This window comes from Pseudomonas sp. PB120 (genome assembly GCF_009761815.1).
Lineage (GTDB): Bacteria > Pseudomonadota > Gammaproteobacteria > Pseudomonadales > Pseudomonadaceae > Aquipseudomonas.
In genome coordinates, this window is sequence record NZ_RWIN01000046.1 from 1 (window position 1) to 25330 (window position 25330).

Here is a 25330-nt window from a genome sequence, read left to right on the forward strand (position 1 = left end):
TGGGTCTGTGTCGTTCACAAATCCCCTGTGGGAGCGAGCTTGCTCGCGATTGGGGCGACTCGGTCCAACTGCGAACCCAAAATTATGCCTACCGCGGATGCGCCGCCGCCAACAGCTCTTTGGTGTATGGGTGTTGCGGTGAATCGAACACGTCGTGGCTGGCACCGCTTTCCACGACCTTACCGTCCTTGATCACGATCATGTCGTGGGCCAGCGCGCGGACCACGGCCAGGTCATGGCTGATGAACAGGTAGGTCAGGCCGTGTTTTTCCTGAAGCTGGCGGAGCAGGGCGACCACCTGTTTCTGCACGGTGCGGTCCAGCGCCGAGGTCGGTTCGTCCAGCAGGATCAGCGCCGGTTTCAGCACCAACGCCCGGGCGATGGCGATGCGTTGGCGTTGGCCACCGGAGAACTCGTGCGGATAGCGATGACGGCTTTGCGGGTCGAGGCCGACTTCCTCCAGCGCCCGGATCACTTCGGCCTTGCATTCGTCGTCAGTCAGCTGGCTGTGAACTTCAAGGCCTTCGCTGATGATTTGCGCCACGGACATGCGCGGGCTGAGGCTGCCATAGGGGTCCTGGAACACCACCTGCATCCGTTTGCGCCAGGGTCGCAGCTGCTTTTGCGTCAGGCTGTCCAGCGCCTCGCCTTCGAAGCGAATGCCGCCCTCGGAATCGAGCAGACGCAGAATCGCCTGGCCGAGTGTCGACTTGCCGGAACCGGACTCGCCGACGATGCCCAGGGTCTTTCCACGCTGGACATTCAGGCTGATACCGTCGACGGCGGTGAGGTAGGTCTTGCGTTGAAACAGCCCGCCACTGAGGGCGAACTTCACGCTCAGGTTGTCCACTTCCAGGACTTTCTCACGCTCGTCCCGGGGCAACGCTTCGCCTTCCGGCTCGGCGTTCAGCAGCACGCAGCTGTAAGGGTGTTTCGGTTCGGTAAACAGTGTTTCGCAGGGGGCCTGCTCGACGATTTCCCCGGCCTTCATTACGCACACACGCTGGGCAATGCTGCGCACCAGGTTGAGGTCGTGACTGATCAGCAGCAATGACATGCCCAGCCGCTGTTGCAGGGATTTGAGCAGCAGCAGGATCTTGCGCTGCACCGTCACGTCCAGTGCCGTGGTCGGTTCATCGGCGATGAGCAATTCCGGCTCGCAGGCCAGGGCCATGGCGATCATCACCCGTTGCCGCTGGCCGCCGGACAGCTGATGCGGGTAAGCCTTGAGCCGCTCTTTGGGCTTTTGGATGCCCACCAGGTGCAGCAACTCAAGAATCCGCGCTTGGGCGACTTTGCCGGTAAGGCCCTTGTGCAAGAGCAGGGTTTCGCCGATCTGTTTTTCAATGCTGTGCAACGGGTTCAGCGAGGTCATCGGCTCCTGGAAGATCATCGCGATCCTGTTACCGCGCAGCTCTCGCAGCACCTTGGACGAGGCGCCCAGCAGTTCCTTGCCACGATAGCGGATGCTGCCGGTGGATTCGGTGCCGGTTTCGGGCAGCAATTGCAGGATCGAATGCGCCGTCACCGATTTGCCGGACCCCGACTCGCCGACCAACGCCAGACACTCGCCCGGCAGGATGTCCAGGCACAGGTTGCGCACCACGGTCTGGCCATTGAAGGCGACACTGAGGTCACGGATCTCGATCAGGTTACTCATATCAATCGTCCGCCGTGTTCAAGACCGAGGGTCAAATGCATCACGCAGCGCCTCCCCGATAAACACCAATAAAGAAAGAATCAGCGCCAGCGAGAAAAACGCCGTCAGCCCCAGCCACGGCGCTTGCAGGTTCTGCTTGCCCTGGCCGATCAATTCACCCAGCGACGCACTGCCGGCCGGCATGCCGAAGCCGAGGAAATCAAGGGCTGTGAGCGTGGAAATCGCCCCGGTCAGAATGAACGGCAAATAGCTCAGGGTCGCGTTCATCGCGTTGGGCAGGATGTGCCGCACGATGACTTTACGGTCGGTCAGGCCCAGCGCCCGGGCGGCCTTGACGTATTCCAGGTTGCGCCCGCGCAGGAACTCGGCGCGCACCACGTCCACCAGCGCCAGCCACGAAAACAGGGCCATGATCCCCAGCAACCACCAGAAATTCGGTTCGACGAACCCGGAGAGGATGATCAGCAGGTACAGCACCGGCAACCCGGACCACACCTCCAGCAACCGCTGGCCGATCAGGTCGATCCAGCCGCCGTAATAGCCTTGCAGTGCGCCTGCCGCAATGCCGATCAGCGCACTGACAAAGGTCAGCATCAGCGCAAACAGGATCGACACCCGCGTACCGAAAATCACCCGCGCCAGTACGTCCCGGGCCTGGTCGTCAGTCCCCAGCCAGTTCACGCTGGTGGGCGGGCTCGGCGCGGGTTTGTTCAGGTCGTAGTTGGGCGTGTCGTCGCTGAACGGGATCGGCGGGAACAGCATCCAGCCGCCACCTTGCTTGATCAGCTTCTGCACGTACTCGCTGCGGTAGTCGGCCTGGAACGGCAGTTGCCCGCCAAATTCCTGTTCGGTGTGGCGCTTGAAAGCGGGGAAGTACAGCGAACCCTGGTAACTGACGATCAGCGGTTTGTCGTTGGCGATCAGTTCGCCGCCGAGGGTCAAGATGAACAGCCCGACAAACAACCACAGTGACCACCAGCCGCGACGGTTTTTCTTGAAGCGTTCGAAACGCCGACGGCCCAACGGCGAGAGCTTGAACATCAGGCGTTCCTCGCGGCGAAGTCGATGCGCGGGTCCACCAAGGTGTAGCAGAGGTCGCCGACCAGTTTTATCAAAAGTCCAAACAGAGTGAAGATGAACAGCGAGCCGAACACCACCGGGTAGTCCCGCGAAACTGCCGCTTCGTAGCTCATGCGACCGAGGCCATCGAGGGAGAAAATCACCTCGATCAACAGGGACCCGGCGAAGAACACGCTGATGAACGCCTGCGGAATGCCCGAGACCACCAGCAACATCGCGTTGCGGAACACATGGCCGTACAGCACGCGGCGTTCGCTCATGCCTTTGGCGCGGGCGGTGACCACGTACTGGCGGGTGATTTCATTGAGGAACGAGTTTTTGGTCAGGATGGTCAGCGTCGCAAAACCGCCGATCACCAGCGCGGTGACGGGCAATACCAGGTGCCAGAAGTAGTCGGCGATCTTGCCCACGGTCGACAGCGAGTCGAAGTTGTCGGAAACCAGCCCCCGCACCGGGAACCAGTTCAGCGAGGTGCCGCCGGCGAAGACCACGATCAGGAACATCGCAAACAGGAACGCCGGCATCGCATAACCGATGATGATCGCGGTGCTGCTCCAGATATCGAAATGGCTGCCATGGTGCACGGCCTTGCGGATACCCAGCGGAATCGACACCAGGTAGGTGATCAGCGTCGCCCACAGCCCGAGGGAAATGGTTGTTGGCATTTTTTCCAGGATCAGGTCGGTGACCGTGGCGCCCCGGAAGAAGCTCTTGCCGAAGTCCAGGCGCGCGTAGCTGCTGAGCATCAACCACAAGCGTTCGTGGGCCGGCTTGTCAAAGCCGTACTGTTTTTCGATGTCCTTGATCATTTGCGGGTCGAGGCCGCGACTGGCGCGTGAGGTGCCCGACATAGTTTCGCCGGCACCACCGCCGACACTCGCGCCGCCAATGCCTTGGAGGTGCGCGATGGCCTGTTCCACCGGACCGCCCGGCGCGGCCTGGACGATGACGAAGTTGACCAGAAGAATGATCACCAGCGTCGGAAGGATCAGCAGCAGACGCCGCGCTATATAAGCCCACATCAGTGCGGTCCTCCGGGTCTGCCACGGCTGATCAGCTCGTTGGTCATCTGTTGGTTGGTCAGCGGCGTGGTGCTCGTTTCCCACCAACTCTCGATGGCTTCGTCATTGCTCGCCTGCTGGGTGGGCATGCCGAAGCGGTTCCACCAGACGGTGGAGGTGCCCGGCGGGTAATAGTTGGGAATCCAGTAGTAGTTCCATTGCAGCACCCGGTCCAGCGCGTGGGCATAACGCAGCATGTCCGGCTGGGTGGTGGCGCGGATCAGCCCGGTGATCAGGGTGTCTACGGCCGGGTTCTTCAGCACCATGTAGTTGTTGGCGCCGGGATCGGTGGCCGAGACCGAGCCGAAATAGTTGAGCAACTCACCCCCCGGCGACGTGGTGACCGGGTAGCCGGTGACGATCATGTCGTAGTCGCGGCTCATCAGGCGATTGACGTACTGCGACGAATCGATGCGCCGGATGTTGAGGTCGATGCCGATCTGTTTCAGCGTGCGTTTATAAGGCAGCAGCAATCGGTCCATGCCGTTCTGGCTGACCAGGAACGTGAAGCTCAGCGGTTGCCCTTCAGTGTTGACCAGTTGATCACCGTCGGGTTTCCAGCCGGCCTGCTCCAGTAAGGCCAGGGCTTGCAGTTGCTTGTCGCGGATCACGCCGCTGCCGTCGGTCTTCGGCGCTTCGAATACCTTAGTGAACACTTCGTCAGGGATCTGCCCGCGCAAGGGTTCAAGAATCGCCAGCTCACCGGCATCCGGCAATTGCCGGGCGGCGAGGTCGGTGTTGGAGAAGAAGCTCTGCTGGCGGATGTACATGTTGCGCATCATCTGCCGGTTGCTCCATTCGAAATCCCACAGCATGGCCAGAGCCTGGCGCACCCGGCGATCCTGGAAAATCGGGTTTTGCAGGTTGAACACAAAGCCCTGGCTCGGTTGCGGGGCCTGCTGGGCAAGATGCGCCTTCTGTAAGCGACCGTCGCTCAGGGCCGGGCTTTCGTAGCCGATCGAGTAACCGGTGGCGGAGAATTCCCGGTTGTAGTCGTAGGCGCCGCCACGCAATACCTGGCGCGCCACGTCGGTGTCGCCGAAGTACTCGATGCTGAAATGATCGAAGTTGTAGAGGCCGCGACTGACCGGCAGGTCCTTGCCCCACCAGTTGGCATTGCGTTCGAAAGTGATGCTGCGGCCGGAGTCGACCTTGCTGATTGTGTACGGGCCGCTGCCCAATGGCGCCTCGTAACCGCCACCGCCGGCAAAGTCACGAGTCTTCCACCAGTGCTCGGGAAACACCGGCAGCGTCGCGACATCCAGCGGCAGCGTGCGGTTTTCGTTGCTTTTGAAGTCGAACCGAACCGTGAGCGGTGATTCCACTTCAACGCCTTTGACGTCGGAAAACTGAGTGCGATAGCGCATGCTGCCCTGGGTCATCAGCAAGTCGTAGGTGTAGCGCACGTCTTCGGCGGTGATCGGTGTCCCGTCGGCGAAACGCGCCTTCGGGTCGAGGTAGAAGCGTAGGGACAAGCCATCCTCGGAACGCTCCATTTTCTGCGCAACCAGGCCGTACACGGTGTAAGGCTCATCAAGCGAGCGCTGGGCCAGGGGCGAGTAGAGCAGGCCGTCGACTTGCGAGACGCCGATGCCTTTGTCGATGTAGGGCAGGATGTGGTCGAAGTGCCCGATTTCAATCGCCGAGCGACGCATCGTGCCGCCCTTCGGCGCTTGCGGGTTGGCGTAGGAAAAATGACTGAAGCCGGCAGGGTACTTCGCCGGTTCGCCGTACACGGTCAACGCATGTTGCGGGGCAGCATTCACACCGGCGGCGCCCGACAGCAGGGCCACGGCAGTGAACAACAAAGTAGGGAAAGCCAGTCGCATCGTCAGCCTTAGAGCCGGGTGGTCAATAACCGCAATTTGTACGCTAGCGGCGCGTCCCTCGCCAGCCGTATCACGTATCCCAAACACAACGGCCCACCAAAAGGCGGGCCGATGTGCACAGACTCAGGCGTTGATCAGTCCTGACGGCTGGTCACTTCCAGCAGGTGGTAGCCGAACTGGGTCTTGACCGGGCCTTGCACGACGTTGATCGGCGCGCTGAATACCACGGTGTCGAATTCCTTGACCATCTGGCCCGGGCCGAACGAACCCAGGTCACCGCCTTGACGGCTGGACGGGCAGGTGGAGTTGGCTTTGGCAACTTCAGCGAAATCAGCGCCGCCTTCGATCTGGGCCTTGAGTTCGTTGCACTTGGCTTCCGAGGCAACCAGGATGTGACGGGCAGTGGCTTTAGCCATGGGAAAATACTCCTTTCAATGTTCAGTAAAGTGGGGAGCCTACCGGATTCAGTAGTCTATTTCTTCTCAAAGTTCCGTCGGTACCGCACAGCCAGTATGGCACTCCCTTACAAACCGGCGTTCCTGAGGCGCTCCGCATGCTGCACATACAGGCCGACGGGGTCGACGCGTTTGTGGACTCGACCGGCGGTCTGGCCGAGGCTGTCCAGATGATCCAACGGATAATCAGAACGAATCACTTTGCCCAGGTGCGAGCTGAAGCGACCGACCATGCCATCGTTCTGCTCGGCTTCGGTGGTGAAATACCGGGAAAAGGCCCGGGATAACCCCTGCAGCGGATCGAAAGCATTGAGCCCTTCATCGAGGACATTCTTTGCCAGGACGCCGCTCCAGGAATAGTAGCCCACACCGTTGACCCATTCGCGGCCCTTGCCACCCCAGGTTTTCGGCAGCCCCTGAGGGTATTTATCGTTGAAGGCGCCGACACCTTCTGTGGTCAGGGCGTTGAGCGCCGCGACAGCGTTCTGCGGCAGGTCGCGGTGGCCGCTCAGTAATGACAGATAGTCGGCGAACAGGGTGGCGACCGTCTCGGCGATGTGTTCCGGCAATCTCCCGGGTGTCAGCGCCTTGCGCAGGAAGTCGGCCAGTTCGGAGCCGTGGTTCGGCCCGCTGACCGAGGTCACCGAGGCAACGGCATGCGGTGCAATCGCCGCCGCATAACGCGCGGCGAGTGCGCCTTGGCTGTGCCCGATCAGGTTGACCTTGGTCGCGCCCGTTCCTTCGAGTACCCGTTGGATCTGCGTCAGTAGTTGTTCGCCTCGGACTTCGTTGCTGTGGGTTGCCGACAGGTACGGGACAAACACTCGGGCACCGGCATTTCTGAGCGCTTGTTTGACGTCATGAAACAGCTCGGCGTTGCCGATGCGATCAAAGCCGAAAAGCCCGTGGATAAGGAGGATCGGGTGTTGCGTCGCTGCATTCCGTTGCATGTTCATACCTTTCTTCGCAGGAGTTCATGGGTGTGCTTGCGACTCACTCTAATGCACTCAAGCGTGAAGGCGATGTCTGAAAAAGCCGCTGTAACCTGACGAAAACGGTATAGGAAAGGTATGAAAAGTCGGATGTGGATGAAGTCTTTGTCGGACTAACCGGACGTCCATTAACCGGAGGCAGCGCACATTGGTGCAATGGCCTACCTCCAGAAGTTCATTTGCCTATCAGCGGCGTTTCGCTCGCATTCGCTGAGCCGCGTCGCGCAGCAAGTCTTCAGTGCCGGCCCACCCAAGGCAGCCATCCGTAATCGACACGCCGTATTGCAACATCGCGCCCAACGGCTGGCAACCTTCGAACAGATGACTCTCGATCATCATGCCGATCAGCGAGCGATCGCCTTGCAAGCGTTGTTCAAGCACATCGTTGAACACTGCCGGCTGACGCAGCGGGTCCTTGCCGCTGTTGGCGTGGCTGCAGTCGACCATGATGCGCGCCGGGATTTTCAGTCGGGTCAGGTCGTTGTTTACCTGGGCGACACTGTCGCGGTCATAGTTGGGGCCGCGATGGCCGCCGCGCAACACCAGATGGGTGTCCGCGTTGCCCGGGGTCTGGATGATCGCGGGGTGGCCCTGGCTATCGACGCCGAAGTGGCGGTGCGGATGCGCGGCCGAGCGCATGGCGTCGCTGGCGACGCCGATGCCGCCGTCGGTACCGTTCTTGAAACCGACCGGCATGCCCAGGCCGCTGGCCATTTCCCGGTGGATTTGCGATTCGGTGGTGCGCGCGCCGATGGCGACCCAGCTCAGCAGATCGTCGAAGTAGCCGGCGGCCATCGGTTGCAGCAACTCGGTGGCAATCGGCAAACCGAGGTGGAGCATCTCGCGCATTAGCTCGCGGGACAGGGTCAGGCCAGCGGCCATGTCATCACTGCCATCCAGATGCGGATCGTAGGCCAGGCCTTTCCAGCCGATGGTGGTGCGCGGTTTTTCGACGTAGGCGCGCATTACCAGGAGCATTTCATCGCTGACGTCGGCGGCGAGTCTGGCCAGGTGGCTGGCGTATTCGAGGGCAGATTGCGGGTCATGAATCGAGCAAGGACCGACGATCACCAGCAAACGGGAGTCTTCACCGTTGAGGATCGCGCGAACCGCGTCGCGGTGGGTGGCGACTTGCTGGGTCAGGGCGTTGCTGAGTGGCAGTTGCTGCTTGAGTTGCAACGAGCTGGGCAGACGCAGGGTCAGCGCTTCATTGGCAGGGCTCAGGGTGGACAGTGGCAAAGCGGAGACGGACGAGTTCATATTCAGGCTTCCTGGGCTGGCGGCGGGTTCGTTCCCGCGCGCTCGGCCCTAGTGGGGTGTTCGACAATTGGCCGGATTGGCTGCGTGTGTGTGCTTGCCACCTGTGGGTGACCGATCGGAGGCGGCAGGCTGTCCCGAGCGGAGGCTGGTAAATCGCCAGGCGGTAAAACTGTCGTAACGGTAATAAGTGGCGTAGTTCATTTTCAAAATCCTCTAGATGTCTGGTGTCGCAAAAAATGTGGGGCCAGAAAAACAAAACCCCCGGTCGGGAGGCCGACCGGGGGTTGAGAATTCTCTGGTAGGCGACCCGTTTAAAATGGGCGCCGTGTGGGTATCAGGCGCGCCAGTGGCTAAACCAATACCCAAAATAAAAGCTGACCGGAGCGCAGACTTCGTTCACCCGGGCAGCCGCAACCGAGCGCAGGGCGCTGGCGGTACGAAGCTGTGAGAGGGCGTTGAACATGGTCTGTCTCCGATGGATGCGCCGAGCTTACTAGAGGCCGGTACGCGGATTCAATCAGAAATTGCTATCGATGGCCGATGGCGTTTTCTATTGCTTGAGTGCGTTGTAGGGTGTGGCACACTCGCGGGCTGGGCTCAACACACTGTTTAAAGGACACCCCGTGACCGCCATTGCCGCCGCTCAATCGATCTCCATCGCCGGTGACCTTGCCGCCAATATCGCCGTGCATCGACGTTTCATGCAGGTGGCGGCCGAGCAGGGCGTGCAATTGCTGATATTCCCTGAGTTGTCGCTGACCGGGTATGAGCGCGGTCTGGCGGCTTCGTTGGCCATTGCACCGGATGACTCGGTCCTTCAGCCGCTGCGTGATTGTGCGCGGGAAGTCGGTGTAACGGCTGTCGTCGGCATGCCGATTCGGCTGTCAGGTGATTCGCCGGTATTGATCGGTGCGCTGGTCCTGGGCGCCGAAGGTTCGCTGGGGGTCTACAGCAAGCAACATTTGCACCCAGGTGAGGAGGTGGCGTTCGCGCCCGGCACCGGTGGCTCGCCCCTGACCATTGGCGCCGACACGGTCGCGCTGGCGGTGTGCGCGGATTTTTCCCACGCAAGCCATGCGGCCGCGGCGGCACAGCAAGGCGCTGATGTGTATGCGGCAGGTGTGCTGATCACGGAAAGCGGCTACGTCCCGGACACCACGCTCTTGCAAGGCTATGCCCGCACGCATTCGATGGCGGTGCTGATGGCGAACCACGGCGGTGCGACGGGTGGCTGGGAGCCTGCAGGACGTAGCGCGATCTGGGCGTCGGACGGTTCGCTGGTCGCGGCCGCGGCGGGCACCGGCAATCTTATGGTGATTGCTCGCCGCAACACCGACGGTTGGACGGGGCAGGTCGTTGCGGTCGCGGAGGTGTGATGGGTTTTGAATTACGTCCGGCGAAGTCCGCTGACCTCGACTTTGCTCGCGACCTGACCCGACGCAACATGCTGCGCTATTACATTCAGCACGACCTGCTGTGGCAGGACGAAGCGTTTGACGTGGCGTGGGCCGGCCGTGAAAACTGGCTGGTTGTGCGAGAAGATGTGTCGCTGGGGTATGTCAGCCTGAGCCGAGATGCCAAGGCGTTGTATATCCGTGAATTGCACATGGTGGAATCGTTTCGAGGGCAGGGCGCCGGTTCCTGGACGATCGATCAGGTATTTGCGATGGCGTGCAGGGAGCGGTGTCCGGCATTGCGCTTGACGGTTTTTGCCAATAACCCGGCAAAAGCCTTGTATGAAAGAAAGGGCCTGACGGTGGTCGGCGAAGACGAGTGTTTCCTGAGAATGCAGCGTGATGTGACGGCTGCGGATCGCTGAAACACGCATACGGCAAGCCTTTCAAGATGTATTGAAACTTTTTATATGACGCTTGCCGCTAGGTCTGCCAGTTGCTTTTTGCTAAGGTGTCGGCAACCCAATAAGACCATATCGCGAGGTGTCTGCTTGATTAGGGTGCTAGTAGTCGATGACCATGATCTCGTTCGTACAGGCATTACACGAATGCTGGCTGACATCGATGGCCTGCAAGTAGTCGGCCAGGCCGAGTCAGGGGAAGAGTCCCTGCTCAAGGCGCGCGAGCTGAAACCCGATGTGGTGTTGATGGACGTCAAGATGCCGGGTATCGGCGGTCTCGAAGCCACGCGCAAGTTGTTGCGCAGTCATCCGGACATCAAGGTCGTTGCGGTCACTGTGTGCGAAGAGGACCCGTTTCCTACACGCTTGTTGCAGGCGGGGGCGGCCGGTTACCTGACCAAGGGCGCCGGGTTGCCGGAAATGGTCCAGGCCATTCGCCTGGTGTTTGCCGGGCAACGCTACATCAGTCCGCAGATAGCCCAGCAGCTGGCGATCAAGTCTTTCCAGCCGACCAACGATTCGCCGTTCGACGCGCTGTCGGAGCGGGAAATCCAGATCGCGTTGATGATTGTCGGCTGTCAGAAAGTCCAGATCATTTCCGACAAGTTGTGCCTGTCGCCAAAAACCGTGAACACCTACCGATACCGCATTTTCGAGAAGCTTTCGATCAGCAGTGATGTCGAGTTGACGTTGTTGGCGGTTCGTCACGGCATGGTTGATGCCAGCCTCTGACAATGACTGAAACCTTCGATCCAAGCGCCTTTCTGTCCACGGTCAGCGGGCGTCCCGGTGTGTATCGCATGTTCGACAGCGACGCGCGCCTGCTCTACGTCGGCAAGGCCAAAAACCTCAAGAATCGCCTGTCGAGTTACTTTCGAAAATCCGGCCTTGCACCGAAGACTGCTGCGCTCGTCGCGCGGATCGCGCAGGTCGAGACGACGATCACGGCCAATGAAACCGAAGCCTTGTTGCTCGAGCAGACGCTCATAAAGGAATGGCGCCCGCCCTACAACATCCTGCTGCGCGACGACAAATCCTATCCGTACGTCTTTCTCTCGGACGGTCCGTTTCCGCGTCTGAGCATCCATCGCGGGGCGAAGAAGGCCAAAGGCAAATATTTTGGCCCTTACCCCAGCGCCGGGGCGATTCGCGAAAGCCTGAGCCTGCTTCAAAAGACCTTTTTCGTTCGCCAGTGCGAAGACAGCTATTACAAGAACCGCACGCGCCCGTGCCTGCAATACCAGATCAAACGCTGCAAGGCGCCTTGTGTCGGTCTTGTGGAGCCCGAGGTGTATGCCGAAGACGTCCGCCACTCGGTGATGTTCCTTGAAGGCCGCAGCAATGCGCTAACGGACGAGTTGTCCGCCGGAATGGAAGAGGCGGCGATCAACCTTGAGTTCGAGCGTGCTGCCGAATTGCGTGATCAGATCTCGCTGCTGCGCCGGGTCCAGGATCAGCAAAGCATGGAAGGCGGGACGGGCGACGTCGACGTGATCGCCGCGTTCATCAACCCGGGCGGCGCGTGTGTGCATTTGATCAGCGTGCGTGGCGGCCGGGTGCTGGGGAGCAAGAACTTCTTCCCACAGGTGGGCATTGAAGAGGACGTGTCCGAAGTCATGGCGGCGTTTCTCGGCCAGTACTTCATCAGCAGCCCTGAACGCGATTTGCCGAGCGAACTCATCGTCAACGTGGTTCACGAAGACTTCCCGACCTTGATCGCGGCCATTGAAGAGTTGCGCGGTCGCGAGCTGACCATCAGTCACAGGGTGCGCGGGACGCGGGCACGCTGGCAACAATTGGCAGTGACCAATGCCGAACAGGCCCTTGGCGCGCGCCTGGCTAACCGTCAACACGTGGCGGCACGCTTCGATGCCCTCGCGGAAGTGCTTAACCTGGACGAGCCCCCGCAGCGCCTCGAATGTTACGACATCAGCCACTCCAGCGGCGAAGCGACCGTGGCCTCGTGCGTGGTGTTTGGCCCTGAAGGTCCGATCAAGTCCGACTACCGTCGCTACAACATTGAAGGCGTCACGCCGGGCGATGACTACGCCGCGATGCATCAGGCCCTGACCCGGCGCTTCAGCAAGCTGAAGGACGGGGAGGGCAAGCTGCCGGACATCCTGTTGGTGGACGGCGGCAAGGGCCAGCTGTCCATGGCCCGCGATGTGCTCAATGAGCTGGCGGTGCCCGACCTGATCCTGCTGGGCGTGGCCAAAGGCGCAACGCGCAAGGCCGGCTTCGAAACCCTGTACCTGAACGATGCCGCCCATGAGTTCACGTTACGCGGTGACTCCCCCGCGCTGCATTTGATCCAGCAGATACGCGACGAAGCTCACCGTTTCGCAATCACCGGGCACCGCGCACGCCGTGGCAAAACCCGCCGCACGTCTACACTGGAGGGCGTAGCCGGGGTCGGACCGACACGTCGCCGCGATTTGCTGAAACATTTTGGTGGATTGCAGGAGCTGTCTCGTGCCAGCATCGAAGAGATCGCCAAAGCACCCGGGATCAGTAAAAAGCTCGCAGAGTTGATTTATGCAAATCTGCACAGCGAGTAGAATGCCACCTCACCTCGTAGCCAGTTGTGCCGATGAATATCCCTAATCTGATTACCGTTCTACGCGTCCTGCTTATCCCGATCTTCATTTTACTGTTCTACCTGCCTTACCAATGGAGCTACGTGGCGTCCGCCTCGGTCTTCGCGTTTGCCGCCGCCACCGACTGGCTGGACGGGTACCTCGCCCGCCGTCTGGAGCAAAGCACGCCATTCGGGGCCTTTCTCGATCCTGTGGCCGACAAGCTGATGGTCGCCGTTGCGCTGGTACTGCTGGTGCAAGAACACGGCAACCTGTGGCTCACGCTGCCGGCCGCCGTGATTATCGGTCGCGAGATCGTTGTTTCGGCATTGCGAGAGTGGATGGCCGAACTTGGCGCTCGCGCCCACGTCGCGGTGTCCAACCTGGGCAAATGGAAAACCGCCGCGCAGATGCTGGCGCTGGTGATCCTGCTGGCCAATCCGTCAGACTTCAGCTTCTGGGTCCTGGTAGGTTACACCTTGCTGATGGTGTCGGCAGGCCTGACGTTGTGGTCCATGGTCCAGTACTTGCGGGCTGCCTGGCCTCATCTGAAGACCGACGTAGAAAAGAAATAAAACTTTTTTGAATCAAAGGGTTGACGGGGCTTCTGGATTCTATAGAATGCGCCACACCAAGACGCGGGAATAGCTCAGTTGGTAGAGCACGACCTTGCCAAGGTCGGGGTCGCGAGTTCGAGTCTCGTTTCCCGCTCCAAGTTTGTACACATTTGTTGTTGCGCTACATGACATCAAATGTTTGAGGCCGAGTAGCAAAATGGTTATGCAGTGGATTGCAAATCCACCTACGCCGGTTCGATTCCGACCTCGGCCTCCACTATAAACAGGCTCCGTAGATCTTTGATTTACGGAGCTTTTTTATTTGTGCTCCTTTGAAAGATTTAGTCTTGAAAAGGGAGTTCGCGAACTTGCTTCACTGGGGCGGGATGTATATATTTCCCCCTCTGCCGAGCAAGGCAGACTGCTGTAACGCGCTACCGCCCGAATGGCGAAACTGGTAGACGCATGGGACTTAAAATCCCCCGCTCGTAAGGGCGTGCCGGTTCGATTCCGGCTTCGGGCACCATCTTAAATCAAGGGTTTGCGGGCGAAAGCTGATGCAAACCCTTGTTTGTTTCCGGGTCGCAATTATTGAGTTGGGCCGCAATTCATTTGGTAGGAGAAACCTTTCTGCCATGTCAGCTTGCCTTACGTGGTTTCCATGCGGGTTTTTCAGCTTCAAACATACCGACTGCAGTCACGGCCATGGCAGTAACGCTTGGCCAGCCACTCATTTTGATAGTGTGTCTGACGCCGCTTCTCTTCAGGTTGAGAATCTGACCTGCTTTGGTCCGCGCGCCGGTGAGCTTGCAAACCTCTTCATGTGAAAGGAACTGGATGCTCATGAATGCTCCATACCGCGCGTGGCGGCAGAAGGTGGTTAGGGTTTGTTCGTGCCGACCATGGCCATGCCTTTGGCGAGAAGGTCAGGCAGAGATACGGTCAGATAGATGCAGGGCTTGCCGATCAGCTTTGTGGCGGTGAGGGTCATCTCAATTTTGCCACTCTTCGAAAAGTCTACAACCTCGAGCAGAACAGCTTCTTCGGCGATGCAGTCCTCGCTTTCAGTGCGAAAGGCCATCAGTCGTGCAACGATTAATTCGGTGATGCGAATTCCTCGCCCGCGGTTCACTGGCAGGCTTCTGCTTTAATGGAATAGATATTCAGGGGAGGGGGCGGTGATGCATAACGCTTTTCGAAACAAGCTATTCCTCACCGGGGTTCCGATGGTGATTATTGGACTCGGCGTTTGCCTGAACCAACTAATTTGGGGGCGAAGTGTCGGTTACTTGGCTTTTGCCGTTTTAGTCTCAGGGTGCACTTTGTTGCTGATTGGATGGGCGCAGAGGAGCAAGTGAAAATCTCCGCCTCTTCGCGGGCCCTTGTAGCAGTACCCGTAGGCGAACCAGGCGAGGGCGATCATGGCGCCACCCGCTGGAACTCGAAAACCCATATCCAAGGGTTCGAAGCGTTCATCGCATCGTATTTGACCAAACGCTTAGCAGGGCTAAAGTCCAGTTGCTTGTGAGCACGATGCAATAAAGGTCGGACCTGTCAGACGTTAATCAGCAACGGTTGTCGTCACGCAGGTTCATCAGTAGTGGGGGTAGCAAAAGAGTATTCCTCATGATCAAACACCTTCAAATAATGGCATTGGTTTCTATCTTCGCGATCGTTGCGGGGTGCCAAACGGATCAATCGACTTCCGCAACCGGTGCGAAAGCTGCGAACGCCCAGATGGATCAGGAGGCAAAAGCGGCGTTAAAGAGTTTATATATCAGTACGCCAGAAGCGCGTGTCTTAGCGCAGAAAGCCAAGGGTATCCTCGTTTTTCCGGAAGTGCTGAAGGCGGGTCTCATCGTCGGCGCACACCATGGCGAAGGCGAATTGATCGAGAACGGCAAAGTCACGGGATATTACTCGACCACTGCTGCCTCATACGGTCTTCAGGCGGGCGCGCAGAAGTTTGGTTACGTGATGTTCTTCATGACCTATTCAGCGATGAACGATCTGAAGAATGTTAATGGCTTTGAGGTCGGCGTGGGCCCAAGCATCGTGGTCGTAGACTCAGGCATGGCTAAGTCGCTGACTACTTCAACGGCTCAGTCTGATGTTTATGCGTTTATCTTTGATCAAAAGGGCTTAATGGCCGGGCTGGGACTGCAGGGTTCAAAAATTACTAAGCTCAATCGCTGAACCCGTCAGTCGGCCGTTTCAGCTGGAGTCTGGAGCGACAGCTTGCGAGCCTCCTCGTTGCCGTCAAGAATGCGAAGGAGGTCAAACCACGGTCAACGTAAAAATTACGGGTGTAAAGAGGTTCGCCTTGAATAGCGGGGTATTTTGCCTATTCTCAGCTGCAATCCATCGCATTGGAGTGTTGCCGTGAGCTCTTTCTTGTACGACTTAGTCGCGTTTGCCATTTTTGTCGTGGATATCTGGGCGATCGTCCAGGTGGTGAGAAGCGATGCTGAAACTTTCAAGAAGGTGCTGTGGGTGGTGCTGATTGCATTGCTTCCTGTGATCGGTCTAATGATTTGGGCTTTCGCTGGCCCACGAGCGTATGGAAGAGAGCAGGCCTAAATTGGGTATCGCGATTTCTTCATGAAAGAAGGTCAACGTAGCATCTGAAAAACGTAGTGCTGAAGGAAGGTGTTTGGTCGGCAGAACGCCGGGAGGAGGGGTTGAACGATATGCTGAATCGGCATAGTCCAGATCGTTTCGTGAAGAGACCATCTGGTAGTTTCGCACTTCTAATCAAGGGTTTGCGGGCGAAAGCTGATGCGAGCCCTTGTTTGTTTCCGGTCCGTTATTTTGCAGTGGGGCCGCGATTCACCTGACAGGAGTGACTTCCTGCCAGGGCTCCGGAAATCCTCACTCCTTGGTTTTATTGACCAGCTTCTTGCCTCTGCCTACCCGCAGTGCCTTCGAAACCATATTCCGCAGATTGTTATCCACGATTCCGAGCAAACGGCGACCAGGTTCATCCGGGCGGCCGCTAAAGGACGTCACATGAAAGTATTCGTGATCGTCGGGTGAGGTGGCGGAAAAGTAGTAATTGGAAACGCAGCACCGGGGCATCTCCGTTCGAACACCACTCACGGAATGCCAGGAGAGTTTGTTCGTTTCCATCACCACCAGGCGATTGAAACGGGATACGAGGGTCTTCTGATTTTTTACCTGGAGATCCCACAACTCGAAATTGCCGCCATTCTCCAATGACCAGTTTGGGGAAACGTAATAGAGCAGGTTCAGACGGCGGTACAGGTTGCGTTCGCCATCGTGGCTGTTGTCGATGTGGGGATTCAGAAAGTCGCCTTCGAACATCATGGACAGGCCTCCGGCGTAAAGGCTTGGGTCCGGCACGATATCGTTGATCCCGACCAGCTGCGCAACCTTGGCCACCACGGATTCGTGCTGCATCGCGTAGGTAATGGCACTCAGAATCTGTGGATAGTCCGAAAGATCGGTGAGTGTTTTTTTCTTCTCGCGAAAAGATTGTCGGTCAAAAAAACCATCTGCATTTCGTGGGAATGCGTCATAGATTTCCTGTGCCATCTTGTCGGTAAGCAGCTCATCCACAACGAAGTGGCGGGTATGCGTGCCCTCGGGGTTGCTCCATTGTTGTTGAATATCCGCGCCCACCTCATCCAGTCGTTTGACGATGAGCGCTGCAATTTGCACTACTTCCATTTGGGATCCTAAAGATGGTCTTCTAAATCGACGGCCAATATTCTCCCCATAAATCCGCGCTGCATCAAACTTGATACATGACTTTTATCTTTTGCCGCGCGGTCCTGCGTCTCTCTGCATATTCATTTTCGGCTATCGAGTCGAATCGCCAGAGCGACGATCCTTTCCCGAAGGGTTGCCGGTATCGACAAGCCTTCGCTCTTCCAGGACATTATGAAGGGCCTGGCGGGCGTCAGGGTCCAGCTGGTGCTCTCTCTCCTTGAGCTCGAGCAGGATCGGGCTGGACCAGGCGCGGTAGGTTTGTTCGGCAGTATTAATGGGTGTCATCGGTCTCCTCCTTGATTAGGCGCCCACCAATAAGGCGCTGCATTTCTATGCGCTAGAAACCCTAGTTGACGAACCTGTCTGGCGCCATCCAATGACTGTGCCGCTTAGCGCTTGCGGCTTCGATTTCAACCCTGATTTCCCCATACGCCCGTCGCGGCCGTGCGCCGCACATACTCGGCAAAGTCACGCGCCGGTCGACCCAGCGCACGCTCCACGCCATCGGCGACCTGTGTGTTGCGGCCATCGAGCACGGTCGTAAAGAGGTACAGCACCAAGTCGATCAGTTGATCGGGAAGTTGTGCCTGTACCAGTGCCTCGCGATAGGCGTCCGCTGGCACCGACGCGAAATTGATCGTGCGGTTTGTCTCCCGGGCGATGACATCGACAGCCTCTGAAAAAGTCAGCGCCCGTGGCCCCGTCAGTTCGTAGAGTTGGCCGGCGTGGCCGGGTTCAGTCAGCGCCAGGGCAGCGACATCAGCGATGTCTTCAACATCGATGAAAGGCTCCGGGATGTTGCCGACGGGAAGGGCGAGTTCACCCTGTTGAATCGGCTCCAAGAAATGCCCTTCGCTGAAGTTCTGGCAGAACCAGCTGCAGCGCAGGATGGTCCAGTCGACGCCGCTGTTCTGCACCGCGCGTTCAGCCTGTTGCGCTTCAACCTCTCCACGACCCGAGAGCAACACCAGATTGCCAACGCCGCTTTTGACGGCGAGATCGGTAAACGCTTGCACGGTTTCCAGCGCGCCGGGGATGGCGATGTCCGGTTGATAGGCGATGTAGACCGCGCGAACACCGTCCAGCGCAGCCTCCCAAGTGGTTCGGTCCTCCCAATCGAAAGGCGGGGTTGCCGCACGAGAGCCGAGGCGGACCGGGCGGCCTGCGTCTTCAAGCCGTTGCGCAATGCGCCGGCCGGTTTTACCGGTAGCACCAAGAATCAGGGTGGTTTGTTGTGGGTTGGTTTTCATCGCCTTCATCTCCATCGGTTCAATGTGAGTGATGCTCATGTTTAAAAGATGATAAACGCTCATATTCTGTCGTCAACCGACAGAACCGATGAAGCCGACGTACGGCCAATGCTAAGGTGAGCCAATGTCACGTATTGATCGGGAAGCCCGCCAGTGCCAAAGAAGTCCATTGAAGTGCCGTCGCCGATAGCGGCGGAGCCAACGCGGCGCAATCCTACACAGCAGCGCAGTCGTGAGCGTCAGGAGCGAATCCTTGCGGTCGCTACTCAATTGATCGCGACCAAAGGCAGCGATCAGGTGAAGATGAGCGAGATCGCCGAGCGCTCCGAGATATCGATCGGATCGCTGTATCAGTATTTCCCCGACAAGAGTTCGGTCATTCGTACGCTGGCCGAGCGTTACAACGCCGAGAGCCGTCGTTGCATTGAAGAAGCGCTGAGCACGGTGAACGATGCCCCGGGTCTGTGTGCTGCGTATTCGGGACTTCTGGATTTGTATTACAAGGTCGTTCTGGCAACGCCTGCGATGCGGGATATCTATTCCGGCATGCAGGCAGACAAGCAGCTGATGGCGCTGGAGCTCCAGGAAAGCCGAATCGCAGGCAAACTGCTGGCGGACGCAGTGCTGCGGGTGTTCCCCGGCAGTGATGCGCAGCAGATTGAGGAGTCGGCGTTTCTGATCTGGCAATTGGGCGAAGCCACCATGCGCCTCGCCATTTCCTGCACGCCCGAGGAAGGACGTCGTCTGGTCGAAGCCTTCAAGCGTATGTCGTTGCGGGAAATCATGCAGCCAGCGGCTGAATCGAGCGAACCCGACGCAGCCGCTGGAATTGACTAAACGAAAGGTTGACCGGTGAAGCCGCGAGGCAACCTCTGAAGGCCGGCCATCGCGGTAAGCCGTTCAACCCAGGCGGCGCGCCAATCCATGGTGGTGTGGGTGACCTTGGCCTTGCGTGCGGCTCGACGCGCAGCGTTGCGTTCATTCTTGCGTGCGTCTTTGAACGCGTCCGTGTTTCGGCAGCTTCTGCATTTGACGCGAGCCAGTTCGGTGCTTGAGGTGAGTTTGTTGCCTTTGTGACCACAGGCCAGGTGCCCACCGACTTTGAAATGAGTAACCATCAGACGCCTCCTTCGTGACGTGTGATCATTGGACTTCCAACCGGCGAAAGGAGTTGCGTGTTCGGCAGGCAAAAAAATACCCAGCGCCAGGCCGGGGTGGAGGGATCAGGCAGGGACGCACTCGGTGACGATAACGTCGCCGTTCATGCGTCCAGAAACAGACCGTGTCTTCGTGTCGGGTGCCCAGATCGATTCATCTGAACCTTGGCAGCGGCCGATCGACAGGTTTGAGTGACGACAGCGTGTTGCGAATCAGCGGTGTGTCCTTCTCGATGTCGTTCAGGCGATCGCGAATTCTCAGGGCGGTCGGGTGTCCGCCTTGATGATCGACCCAATCGGCGATCTCCTTGCACGCCGCTGCCAAGCGGGCCTGGCGCGAATCGAGCAGGGTGAGCAGGGTGGTGATGGACTCTTTTTCGGACATGGCATACACCTCCGTTCAAGAAACCTGTAGCTGGCAGCAAAAAGCCCGCTAAGTGCGAGCTTTCTGCCGATGGGGTCGCCGATCCTTCAGCTAATTGCAAGTATAGACCCGGAAAAGGCAGGTGATTGTTCAGCCTTGTCGGGCTGTCACTTGTGATCTCGCGTTCAGTTGGCGGCAGACTTTTTCGGCGTCTTCTTCAAGGTCATAACCGTCGCCGATGAAGCCGCGAGTACGTGTATCGGCGATGCGATACCAGACAGCGGCATCGGGTGGCGGGTGACTGGCGTCCCCGGCTCGTCGGCCATGGATGATGATCCTGTTGCAACGCTTCACGACGAAAATGTCGTCCATGGCCTCTCCGCTGCTGATTCGTGTTCACATCAACTATAGAAGTCATTGGCAATTGTGCAAAAAATCGGCGGGTCAGTTCGTCGATTCTGCCCTCTCGATCATCTTCTCCAGGTACATCGCCAGCCCGACTTCTTCCGCCCTGAGCCCCTTGCGCACGCGCGGCCTGGGCAGTTGCGCCAGCGCCCCGAGCATGAACCCGTCGAGCACCGCCGGGTGGATGTAGCACTTGCGGCAGACGGCCGGGGTATTGCCTAACTGTTTGGCGACATTCTTGACCATTTCCACCACGTGCCGTTTCGCGTCCGACTCCGGCTCCCATTGCAGCTTGCGCAGCACGGCCAACGCCAGCGCGCTGCCGGCCCAGGTCCGGTAGTCCTTGGCGGTGAAGTCCGCGCCCGTGAGGGTTTGCAGGTAGGCGTTGACGTCAGAGGAGCTGACGGTATGTCGCTCACCGTTTTCATCGAGGTACTGAAACAGGTTCTGTCCGGGGATTTCCAGGCAGCGCTTGATGATCCGCGCCAGGCGCCGGTCCTTCACGGTGATCTGATGCTCGACGCCGCTCTTGCCGCGAAACTGGAACAGGATCGCACTGCCGTTGACCTCGACATGCCGGTTGCGCAGGGTCGTCAGGCCATACGAGCGGTTGTCCCGTGCGTACTGGGTATTGCCAACGCGGATCAGCGTGGCATCGAGCAGAGTAATGACCGTGGCCATGACTTTATCGCGGCTGAAACCAGGTGCTGCAAGCAAGGCTTCCAGTTGTTTGCGCAGTTTTGGCAGTGCCAGGCCGAAGTCCCTCAGGCGCGAGTATTTGTCGGCGTCGCGCACCTCTCGCCACCGCGCGTGATACCGGTATTGCTTGCGACCTCGGGCGTCACGGCCGGTGGCTTGCAGATGGCCGCGCGGGTCGGCACAGATCCACACATCGGTGTAGGCCGGCGGTACCGCGAGAGCATTGAGGCGTTTGATCTCGTCCGGGTCGGTGATGCGCTGACCCGCAAGGTCGAAATAGCAGAACTTGCCGCGCAGTTTCTTGCGGGTAATGCCGGGCTGGGTGTCGTCGACGTAGTGCAGGTCGGGGGGCAACACATCGGGCAGGGCGATGTCGGGCATGGCGGAAGTCCTTGGCGTGGAATCAGGGGCCGTTACAGCCATTGACCGCGCGCCGATGCAGACGTGCCAGCGGATTTACGCCAGTACCGCCACCGCTTTGATCTGTGCCCAGAGTTGCTGGCCGAGGTGGACGCCCATCTGGTCCCGAGAGTAGCGGGTAATCCGTGCCAGCAACGGGGTGCCGGCAGCGTCCAGGCGGATGAGGACGTGGGCGGCATTGTCCGCGCCCATTTCGCTGATCACGGTGACCGGCAGGCGATTGAGGATGCTGCTTTGCTCGACGCTTTGCAGGCTCAGGCTGACATCCCGCGCCTGGACCTTGCAGCGCAGCGCCTGGCCTGGGGTCATCGGCGAATGTGCGACCCGAATGTTCAGCGCCGTATCCGGCAGTTGCAGCGTCAGTAACTGATAGTCCGCGTCATAGGCACTGACGCGTCCCTCGATCACCACGCCGGCGTCGTCACCCAGTGCCAAGGGCAAGTCGAGGCGCGCCAGGGTTTCGCCGATCGGGCCGCTGGCCAGTGCCTTGCCGTTGCTGAGCAAGACGAGGTGGTCGGCGAGCCGCGCGACTTCATCCTGTGAGTGGCTGACGTACAGCACCGGGATGTCCAGTTCATCATGCAGGCGTTGCAGATACGGCAAAATTTCGCTTTTGCGTTGGGCGTCCAGCGCCGCCAGCGGCTCGTCCATCAGCAACAGTTTCGGGCTGGTGAGCAGGGCGCGAGCGATGCCGACTCGCTGTCGTTCACCCCCGGAAAGGTTTAGCGGATGGCGATCCAGCAGATGGCCGATGCCGAGCAGCTCGGTCGCGTGGCCCATGTCGACGCGACGTTGTTGTTTCGGGATGCGCTTGAGGCCGAACTCCAGGTTGGCCAGCACTGACAGGTGCGGGAACAGGCTGGCTTCCTGGAAGACGTAGCCGAGCGCACGTTTGTGCGGTGGCACGAAAATATTCCTGTCGCTGTCCTGCCAGACTTCATCGTTGATCTGGATGAAGCCTTCTTCTGCGCGTTCCAGGCCGGCGATGCAGCGCAGGCAGGTGGTTTTTCCCGAACCGGAATGGCCGTACAGCGCGGTGACGCCACGGCCGGGCAATTGCAGGTCCACCGCCAGGGCGAAATCCGGATAACTCAGTTTCAGACGCGTTTGAATCATCGATCAGTTCCAGCCCGCTTTGGTTTTACGGCTGGAGTAGAGCGCCAGCAACACCGCAAAGGAGAACACCAGCATGGCCCCGGCCAGCCAATGGGCCTGCGCGTACTCCATCGCTTCGACGTGATCGTAGATCTGCACCGAGACCACGCGCGTCTTGTCGGGAATGTTGCCGCCGATCATCAGCACCACGCCGAACTCGCCGACGGTGTGGGCAAAACCGAGAATGGCCGCGGTGATAAACCCCGGACGGGCCAGCGGCAGTATTACGCTGAAAAACGTATCCCAAGGATTGGCGCGCAAGGTCGCGGCCACTTCCAGAGGGCGAGTGCCGATGGCGGAAAAGGCGTTCTGCAGCGGCTGGACCACGAACGGCATCGAGTAGAGCACCGAGCCGATGACCAGGCCTGCAAAACTGAATGTCAGGGTGCCAAGCCCGAGTGACTGGGTGAAGTGGCCGACGAACCCGTTAGGGCCGAGCGCCAGCAACAGATAAAAACCAATCACCGTGGGTGGCAACACCAGGGGCAGGGCGACAATCGCCCCGACCGGGCCGCGCAGCCAGGATTGCGTGCGCGAGAGCCATAACGCGATCGGAGTACCGATCACCAACAGGATGACGGTCGTCAGCGACGCCAGTTTCAGGGTCAGCCAGATGGCGGAAAAATCGGCACTCGATAGCGTCATTTAGAGTTGGTAACCGTAGGACTTGATGACGGCAGCGGCTTTTGGCCCTTTGAGGTATTCAACCAGCGCCTTGGCAGCCGGGTTGTCTTTGCCCTTGTTGAGGATCACCGCGTCTTGCTTGATCGGATCGTGCATGTCGGCCGGAACGATCCAGGCCGAGCCGCCGGTTACTTTGCCGTCCTTGTAGATCTGCGACAAGGCGACAAAACCGATTTCGGCATTACCGGTGGACACGAACTGGTAGGCCTGGGTGATGTTCTGGCCTTCAACGATCTTGTCCTTGACCTTGTCGGTCAGGCCCAGCTTGGCCAGTACCTGGGTCGCGGCCAGGCCATAAGGGGCGGCTTTTGGGTTGGCAATGGACAGGTGCTGATACTGGTTGTCGCTCAGCACTTTACCCTTGGCATCGACATAACCTTCCTTGGCCGACCACAGCGCCAGGGTGCCGATGGCGTAGGTGAAGCGCGATCCCTTGACCGTATCCCCTTCAGCCTCGAGTTTTTGCGGTGTTGTGTCGTCTGCCGAGAGGAACACTTCGAACGGCGCGCCATTTTTGATCTGGGTGTAGAACTGGCCGGTGGCACCGAAGGAGGTCACCAGTTTGTGCCCGGTGTCCTTCTCGAAATCGGCGGCGATGGCCTGGATTGGCGCGGTGAAGTTGGCGGCGACTGCGACCTGGACCTCATCTGCCTGGGCCGATCCGAAGGCGAATGCAGCGAGAAGGGTCGCAAGGCAAGTAGGGGCAAAACGTGAGGCGCGAATGGTCATGAAACGGCTCCGTAGTTGGCAGGTACTTCAAGGGGGGTAAGCGCTATGTAGCGAAATATATAGCGAAATGCCTGCAAACGGAACTTGTTGGGAGAAATTGTATACAACTGCAACGTGGTGGTTCGCTGTTACGCGATTTAGTAGCAGCTGCCGAAGGCGGCGTCCGACTGCGCAGCAGTCGTAAAACCAGGCAACGGGGTCCATGATTGAATCCGTGTCTGCAGGATTTACGACGGCTGCGCAGTCGGACACAGCCTTCGGCAGCAGCTACAGGTGAGTTAACGGCCAGTCAACTTCGCCAACCCTTCCTCCGCCAGGCGCCGGGTCAATTCGGCCGTGGTCATTTCAACGCCCAGCGTGAACGCTTGCCCGGCCCACAGGTTGCTGAAGTCCGCTTCACCCTTGGCCCGCAACGGCATCAGTGCGCCGCCCGCCAGAGGAAAGGCTGGCGCTTTGGAACTCATCGGTCCGAGTTCACGCATGACCCGATTGAGAATCCCGCGCGCCGGGCGCCCGGTGAAAAGGTTGGTGACGGCGGTTTCGCTTTCCTTGGCGGTGCGCAATGCCTTGTGATGAGATGCGCTGACCTTGGCCTCGGGTGTAAACAGATACGCGGTGCCGACCTGCACCGCTGAAGCACCGAGCATAAACGCTGCCGCAACGCCTCGGGCATCAGCAATGCCGCCTGCGGCAATCACTGGCACTTTCACCGCATCGACGATCTGCGGCACCAAGGCGAAAATCCCCACCTGGCTGCTCAAGTCGTCACTGAGGAACATCCCGCGATGGCCGCCGGCTTCGTAGCCCATGGCGATGATCGCGTCGCAGCCATGCTGTTCCAGCCAGATGGCCTCTTCCACGGTAGTAGCCGAAGACAGCACTTTTGCCCCGGTCGCTTTTACCCGATCCAGCAGGGATTTTTCCGGCAGGCCGAAGTGAAAGCTCACGACTTCCGGGCGAAACTCTTCGAGCACTTCGCAGGCTGCGATATCGAACGGCGCGCGATTGGAGACTGGCGTCGGCGCGTCGAAATCGATGCCCAGTTCCCGGTAATACGGTTCCAGCAGATTTTTCCAGTCGCGGGCACGTTGCTCGTCAGGCGCAGGCGGCTGATGGCAGAAGAAGTTGACGTTGAATGGGCGCTGGCTGTGCTGGCGAATCGTGCGCAGTTCTTCGCGCAACTGCTCGGTGGTCAACATCGCCGCCGGCATGGAGCCGAGGCCGCCAGCGTTGCTCGCGGCAATCACCATCGCTGAAAGGGTGGCTCCGGCCATGGGTGCCTGAATGATCGGCAGTTCGATCCCGAGCAAGTCAAGAATGCGGGTGTCTGGCCATTGGTTCATTTCAAGGGTTCTCCGGCGTGAAACAGGGCAGGGACGGTAGAGCCGGTTTTGTATCAGCATTGACTGG

General features: G+C 59.1%; 29 protein-coding genes and 3 tRNA genes. 11 read left to right on the forward strand and 21 right to left on the reverse strand.

Annotation, left to right across the window (positions count from 1 at the left end):
• Positions 1 to 88: 88 nt before the first annotated feature.
• The 8 genes from EJA72_RS09410 to EJA72_RS29190 form a co-directional block, all read right to left on the reverse strand.
• The gene (locus EJA72_RS09410; RefSeq protein ID WP_157711203.1) at positions 89 to 1660 is read right to left on the reverse strand and encodes an ABC transporter ATP-binding protein; all 1572 of its coding nucleotides are present in this window, start codon (positions 1658 to 1660) and stop codon (positions 89 to 91) included.
• Between the two features lie 18 nt (positions 1661 to 1678).
• Positions 1679 to 2701, reverse strand: a complete 1023-nt coding sequence (locus EJA72_RS09415; protein ID WP_157711204.1) for an ABC transporter permease — start codon at positions 2699 to 2701, stop codon at positions 1679 to 1681.
• Positions 2701 to 3762, reverse strand: coding sequence for a microcin C ABC transporter permease YejB (locus EJA72_RS09420; RefSeq protein WP_157711205.1), 1062 nt, complete (start codon positions 3760 to 3762; stop codon positions 2701 to 2703). The genes EJA72_RS09415 and EJA72_RS09420 overlap by 1 nt, the downstream gene beginning before the upstream one ends.
• A complete protein-coding gene (locus tag EJA72_RS09425; protein WP_157711206.1) occupies positions 3762 to 5630 on the reverse strand; it encodes an extracellular solute-binding protein in 1869 nt (622 codons plus the stop codon). Before EJA72_RS09425 ends, EJA72_RS09420 begins: the two co-directional genes overlap by 1 nt.
• Before the next feature lie 134 nt (positions 5631 to 5764).
• On the reverse strand, positions 5765 to 6046 hold the full coding sequence (locus EJA72_RS09430) for a peptidylprolyl isomerase (protein ID WP_008150918.1): 282 nt from the start codon (positions 6044 to 6046) through the stop codon (positions 5765 to 5767).
• 107 nt (positions 6047 to 6153) lie between these two features.
• Entirely contained in the window at positions 6154 to 7035 is an 882-nt protein-coding gene (locus tag EJA72_RS09435; RefSeq protein ID WP_157711207.1) for a triacylglycerol lipase, read from the reverse strand.
• Between the two features lie 228 nt (positions 7036 to 7263).
• Positions 7264 to 8337 (reverse strand): 3-deoxy-7-phosphoheptulonate synthase, encoded by a 1074-nt coding sequence (locus tag EJA72_RS09440; RefSeq protein WP_157711208.1) that lies wholly within the window; start codon positions 8335 to 8337, stop codon positions 7264 to 7266.
• 334 nt (positions 8338 to 8671) lie between these two features.
• Entirely contained in the window at positions 8672 to 8800 is a 129-nt protein-coding gene (locus EJA72_RS29190) for a hypothetical protein (protein ID WP_256679663.1), read from the reverse strand.
• Between the two features lie 160 nt (positions 8801 to 8960).
• Between EJA72_RS29190 and EJA72_RS09445 the strand changes: the two genes are divergently transcribed.
• From EJA72_RS09445 to EJA72_RS09480, 8 genes are all read left to right on the forward strand, one after another.
• The gene (locus tag EJA72_RS09445; protein ID WP_178129217.1) at positions 8961 to 9713 is read left to right on the forward strand and encodes a carbon-nitrogen hydrolase family protein; all 753 of its coding nucleotides are present in this window, start codon (positions 8961 to 8963) and stop codon (positions 9711 to 9713) included.
• Complete coding sequence (locus tag EJA72_RS09450) at positions 9713 to 10156, forward strand: GNAT family N-acetyltransferase (RefSeq protein WP_157711209.1); 444 nt, start codon at positions 9713 to 9715, stop codon at positions 10154 to 10156. Before EJA72_RS09445 ends, EJA72_RS09450 begins: the two co-directional genes overlap by 1 nt.
• Positions 10157 to 10282: 126 nt before the next feature.
• A complete protein-coding gene (gene uvrY, locus EJA72_RS09455) occupies positions 10283 to 10924 on the forward strand; it encodes a UvrY/SirA/GacA family response regulator transcription factor (protein WP_008015884.1) in 642 nt (213 codons plus the stop codon).
• Between the two features lie 2 nt (positions 10925 to 10926).
• Entirely contained in the window at positions 10927 to 12750 is a 1824-nt protein-coding gene (uvrC, locus tag EJA72_RS09460) for an excinuclease ABC subunit UvrC (protein WP_157711210.1), read from the forward strand.
• 32 nt (positions 12751 to 12782) lie between these two features.
• Entirely contained in the window at positions 12783 to 13343 is a 561-nt protein-coding gene (gene pgsA, locus EJA72_RS09465) for a CDP-diacylglycerol--glycerol-3-phosphate 3-phosphatidyltransferase (RefSeq protein WP_157711211.1), read from the forward strand.
• 63 nt (positions 13344 to 13406) lie between these two features.
• Positions 13407 to 13482: transfer RNA gene (locus tag EJA72_RS09470), tRNA-Gly, on the forward strand.
• Between the two features lie 46 nt (positions 13483 to 13528).
• A tRNA-Cys gene (locus EJA72_RS09475) sits at positions 13529 to 13602 on the forward strand.
• A 162-nt stretch (positions 13603 to 13764) separates the two neighbouring features.
• Positions 13765 to 13851 (forward strand) — tRNA-Leu (locus EJA72_RS09480).
• Positions 13852 to 13963: 112 nt separating this feature from the next.
• Here EJA72_RS09480 and EJA72_RS09485 read toward each other — a convergent pair.
• Together EJA72_RS09485 and EJA72_RS09490 are read right to left on the reverse strand one after the other, a co-directional pair.
• Complete coding sequence (locus EJA72_RS09485; RefSeq protein WP_157711212.1) at positions 13964 to 14170, reverse strand: DUF4224 domain-containing protein; 207 nt, start codon at positions 14168 to 14170, stop codon at positions 13964 to 13966.
• Between the two features lie 35 nt (positions 14171 to 14205).
• Positions 14206 to 14457: a hypothetical protein gene (locus EJA72_RS09490; RefSeq protein ID WP_157711213.1), complete on the reverse strand. Its 252-nt coding sequence runs from the start codon at positions 14455 to 14457 to the stop codon at positions 14206 to 14208.
• A 494-nt stretch (positions 14458 to 14951) separates the two neighbouring features.
• On the opposite strand from EJA72_RS09490, the gene EJA72_RS09495 reads away from it, so the two are divergent.
• Both EJA72_RS09495 and EJA72_RS09500 read left to right on the forward strand, forming a co-directional pair.
• The gene (locus EJA72_RS09495; protein WP_157711214.1) at positions 14952 to 15521 is read left to right on the forward strand and encodes a YSC84-related protein; all 570 of its coding nucleotides are present in this window, start codon (positions 14952 to 14954) and stop codon (positions 15519 to 15521) included.
• A 186-nt stretch (positions 15522 to 15707) separates the two neighbouring features.
• The gene (locus tag EJA72_RS09500) at positions 15708 to 15905 is read left to right on the forward strand and encodes a PLD nuclease N-terminal domain-containing protein (RefSeq protein ID WP_178129219.1); all 198 of its coding nucleotides are present in this window, start codon (positions 15708 to 15710) and stop codon (positions 15903 to 15905) included.
• Positions 15906 to 16196: 291 nt separating this feature from the next.
• Here the strand turns inward: EJA72_RS09500 and EJA72_RS09505 are convergent, their stop codons facing one another.
• From EJA72_RS09505 to EJA72_RS09510, 3 genes are all read right to left on the reverse strand, one after another.
• Positions 16197 to 17015: a 2OG-Fe(II) oxygenase gene (locus EJA72_RS09505; RefSeq protein WP_157711215.1), complete on the reverse strand. Its 819-nt coding sequence runs from the start codon at positions 17013 to 17015 to the stop codon at positions 16197 to 16199.
• Between the two features lie 132 nt (positions 17016 to 17147).
• Complete coding sequence (locus tag EJA72_RS29195) at positions 17148 to 17342, reverse strand: hypothetical protein (RefSeq protein WP_256679664.1); 195 nt, start codon at positions 17340 to 17342, stop codon at positions 17148 to 17150.
• 125 nt (positions 17343 to 17467) lie between these two features.
• The gene (locus tag EJA72_RS09510) at positions 17468 to 18307 is read right to left on the reverse strand and encodes an NAD(P)H-binding protein (protein ID WP_157711216.1); all 840 of its coding nucleotides are present in this window, start codon (positions 18305 to 18307) and stop codon (positions 17468 to 17470) included.
• Positions 18308 to 18460: 153 nt separating this feature from the next.
• Between EJA72_RS09510 and EJA72_RS09515 the strand changes: the two genes are divergently transcribed.
• Entirely contained in the window at positions 18461 to 19144 is a 684-nt protein-coding gene (locus EJA72_RS09515) for a TetR family transcriptional regulator (RefSeq protein WP_178129221.1), read from the forward strand.
• On the opposite strand, the gene EJA72_RS09520 is transcribed toward EJA72_RS09515, so the two are convergent.
• The 8 genes from EJA72_RS09520 to EJA72_RS09555 form a co-directional block, all read right to left on the reverse strand.
• A complete protein-coding gene (locus tag EJA72_RS09520) occupies positions 19141 to 19425 on the reverse strand; it encodes a hypothetical protein (RefSeq protein ID WP_157711217.1) in 285 nt (94 codons plus the stop codon). The genes EJA72_RS09515 and EJA72_RS09520 overlap by 4 nt on opposite strands.
• Before the next feature lie 193 nt (positions 19426 to 19618).
• The gene (locus tag EJA72_RS09525; RefSeq protein ID WP_140671772.1) at positions 19619 to 19849 is read right to left on the reverse strand and encodes a hypothetical protein; all 231 of its coding nucleotides are present in this window, start codon (positions 19847 to 19849) and stop codon (positions 19619 to 19621) included.
• A 129-nt stretch (positions 19850 to 19978) separates the two neighbouring features.
• Complete coding sequence (locus tag EJA72_RS09530; RefSeq protein ID WP_157711218.1) at positions 19979 to 20200, reverse strand: hypothetical protein; 222 nt, start codon at positions 20198 to 20200, stop codon at positions 19979 to 19981.
• A 72-nt stretch (positions 20201 to 20272) separates the two neighbouring features.
• Positions 20273 to 21313: a DNA topoisomerase IB gene (locus EJA72_RS09535; RefSeq protein WP_157711219.1), complete on the reverse strand. Its 1041-nt coding sequence runs from the start codon at positions 21311 to 21313 to the stop codon at positions 20273 to 20275.
• A gap of 75 nt (positions 21314 to 21388) precedes the next feature.
• Complete coding sequence (modC, locus tag EJA72_RS09540) at positions 21389 to 22468, reverse strand: molybdenum ABC transporter ATP-binding protein (RefSeq protein WP_157711220.1); 1080 nt, start codon at positions 22466 to 22468, stop codon at positions 21389 to 21391.
• A 3-nt stretch (positions 22469 to 22471) separates the two neighbouring features.
• Positions 22472 to 23152 carry a molybdate ABC transporter permease subunit gene (modB, locus tag EJA72_RS09545; protein WP_157711221.1) on the reverse strand — a complete coding sequence of 227 codons (681 nt, stop codon included), beginning with the start codon at positions 23150 to 23152 and terminating at the stop codon, positions 22472 to 22474.
• A complete protein-coding gene (gene modA, locus EJA72_RS09550; protein ID WP_157711222.1) occupies positions 23153 to 23920 on the reverse strand; it encodes a molybdate ABC transporter substrate-binding protein in 768 nt (255 codons plus the stop codon).
• Positions 23921 to 24198: 278 nt separating this feature from the next.
• Positions 24199 to 25263 carry a nitronate monooxygenase family protein gene (locus EJA72_RS09555; protein WP_157711223.1) on the reverse strand — a complete coding sequence of 355 codons (1065 nt, stop codon included), beginning with the start codon at positions 25261 to 25263 and terminating at the stop codon, positions 24199 to 24201.
• Positions 25264 to 25330 lie beyond the last annotated feature (67 nt).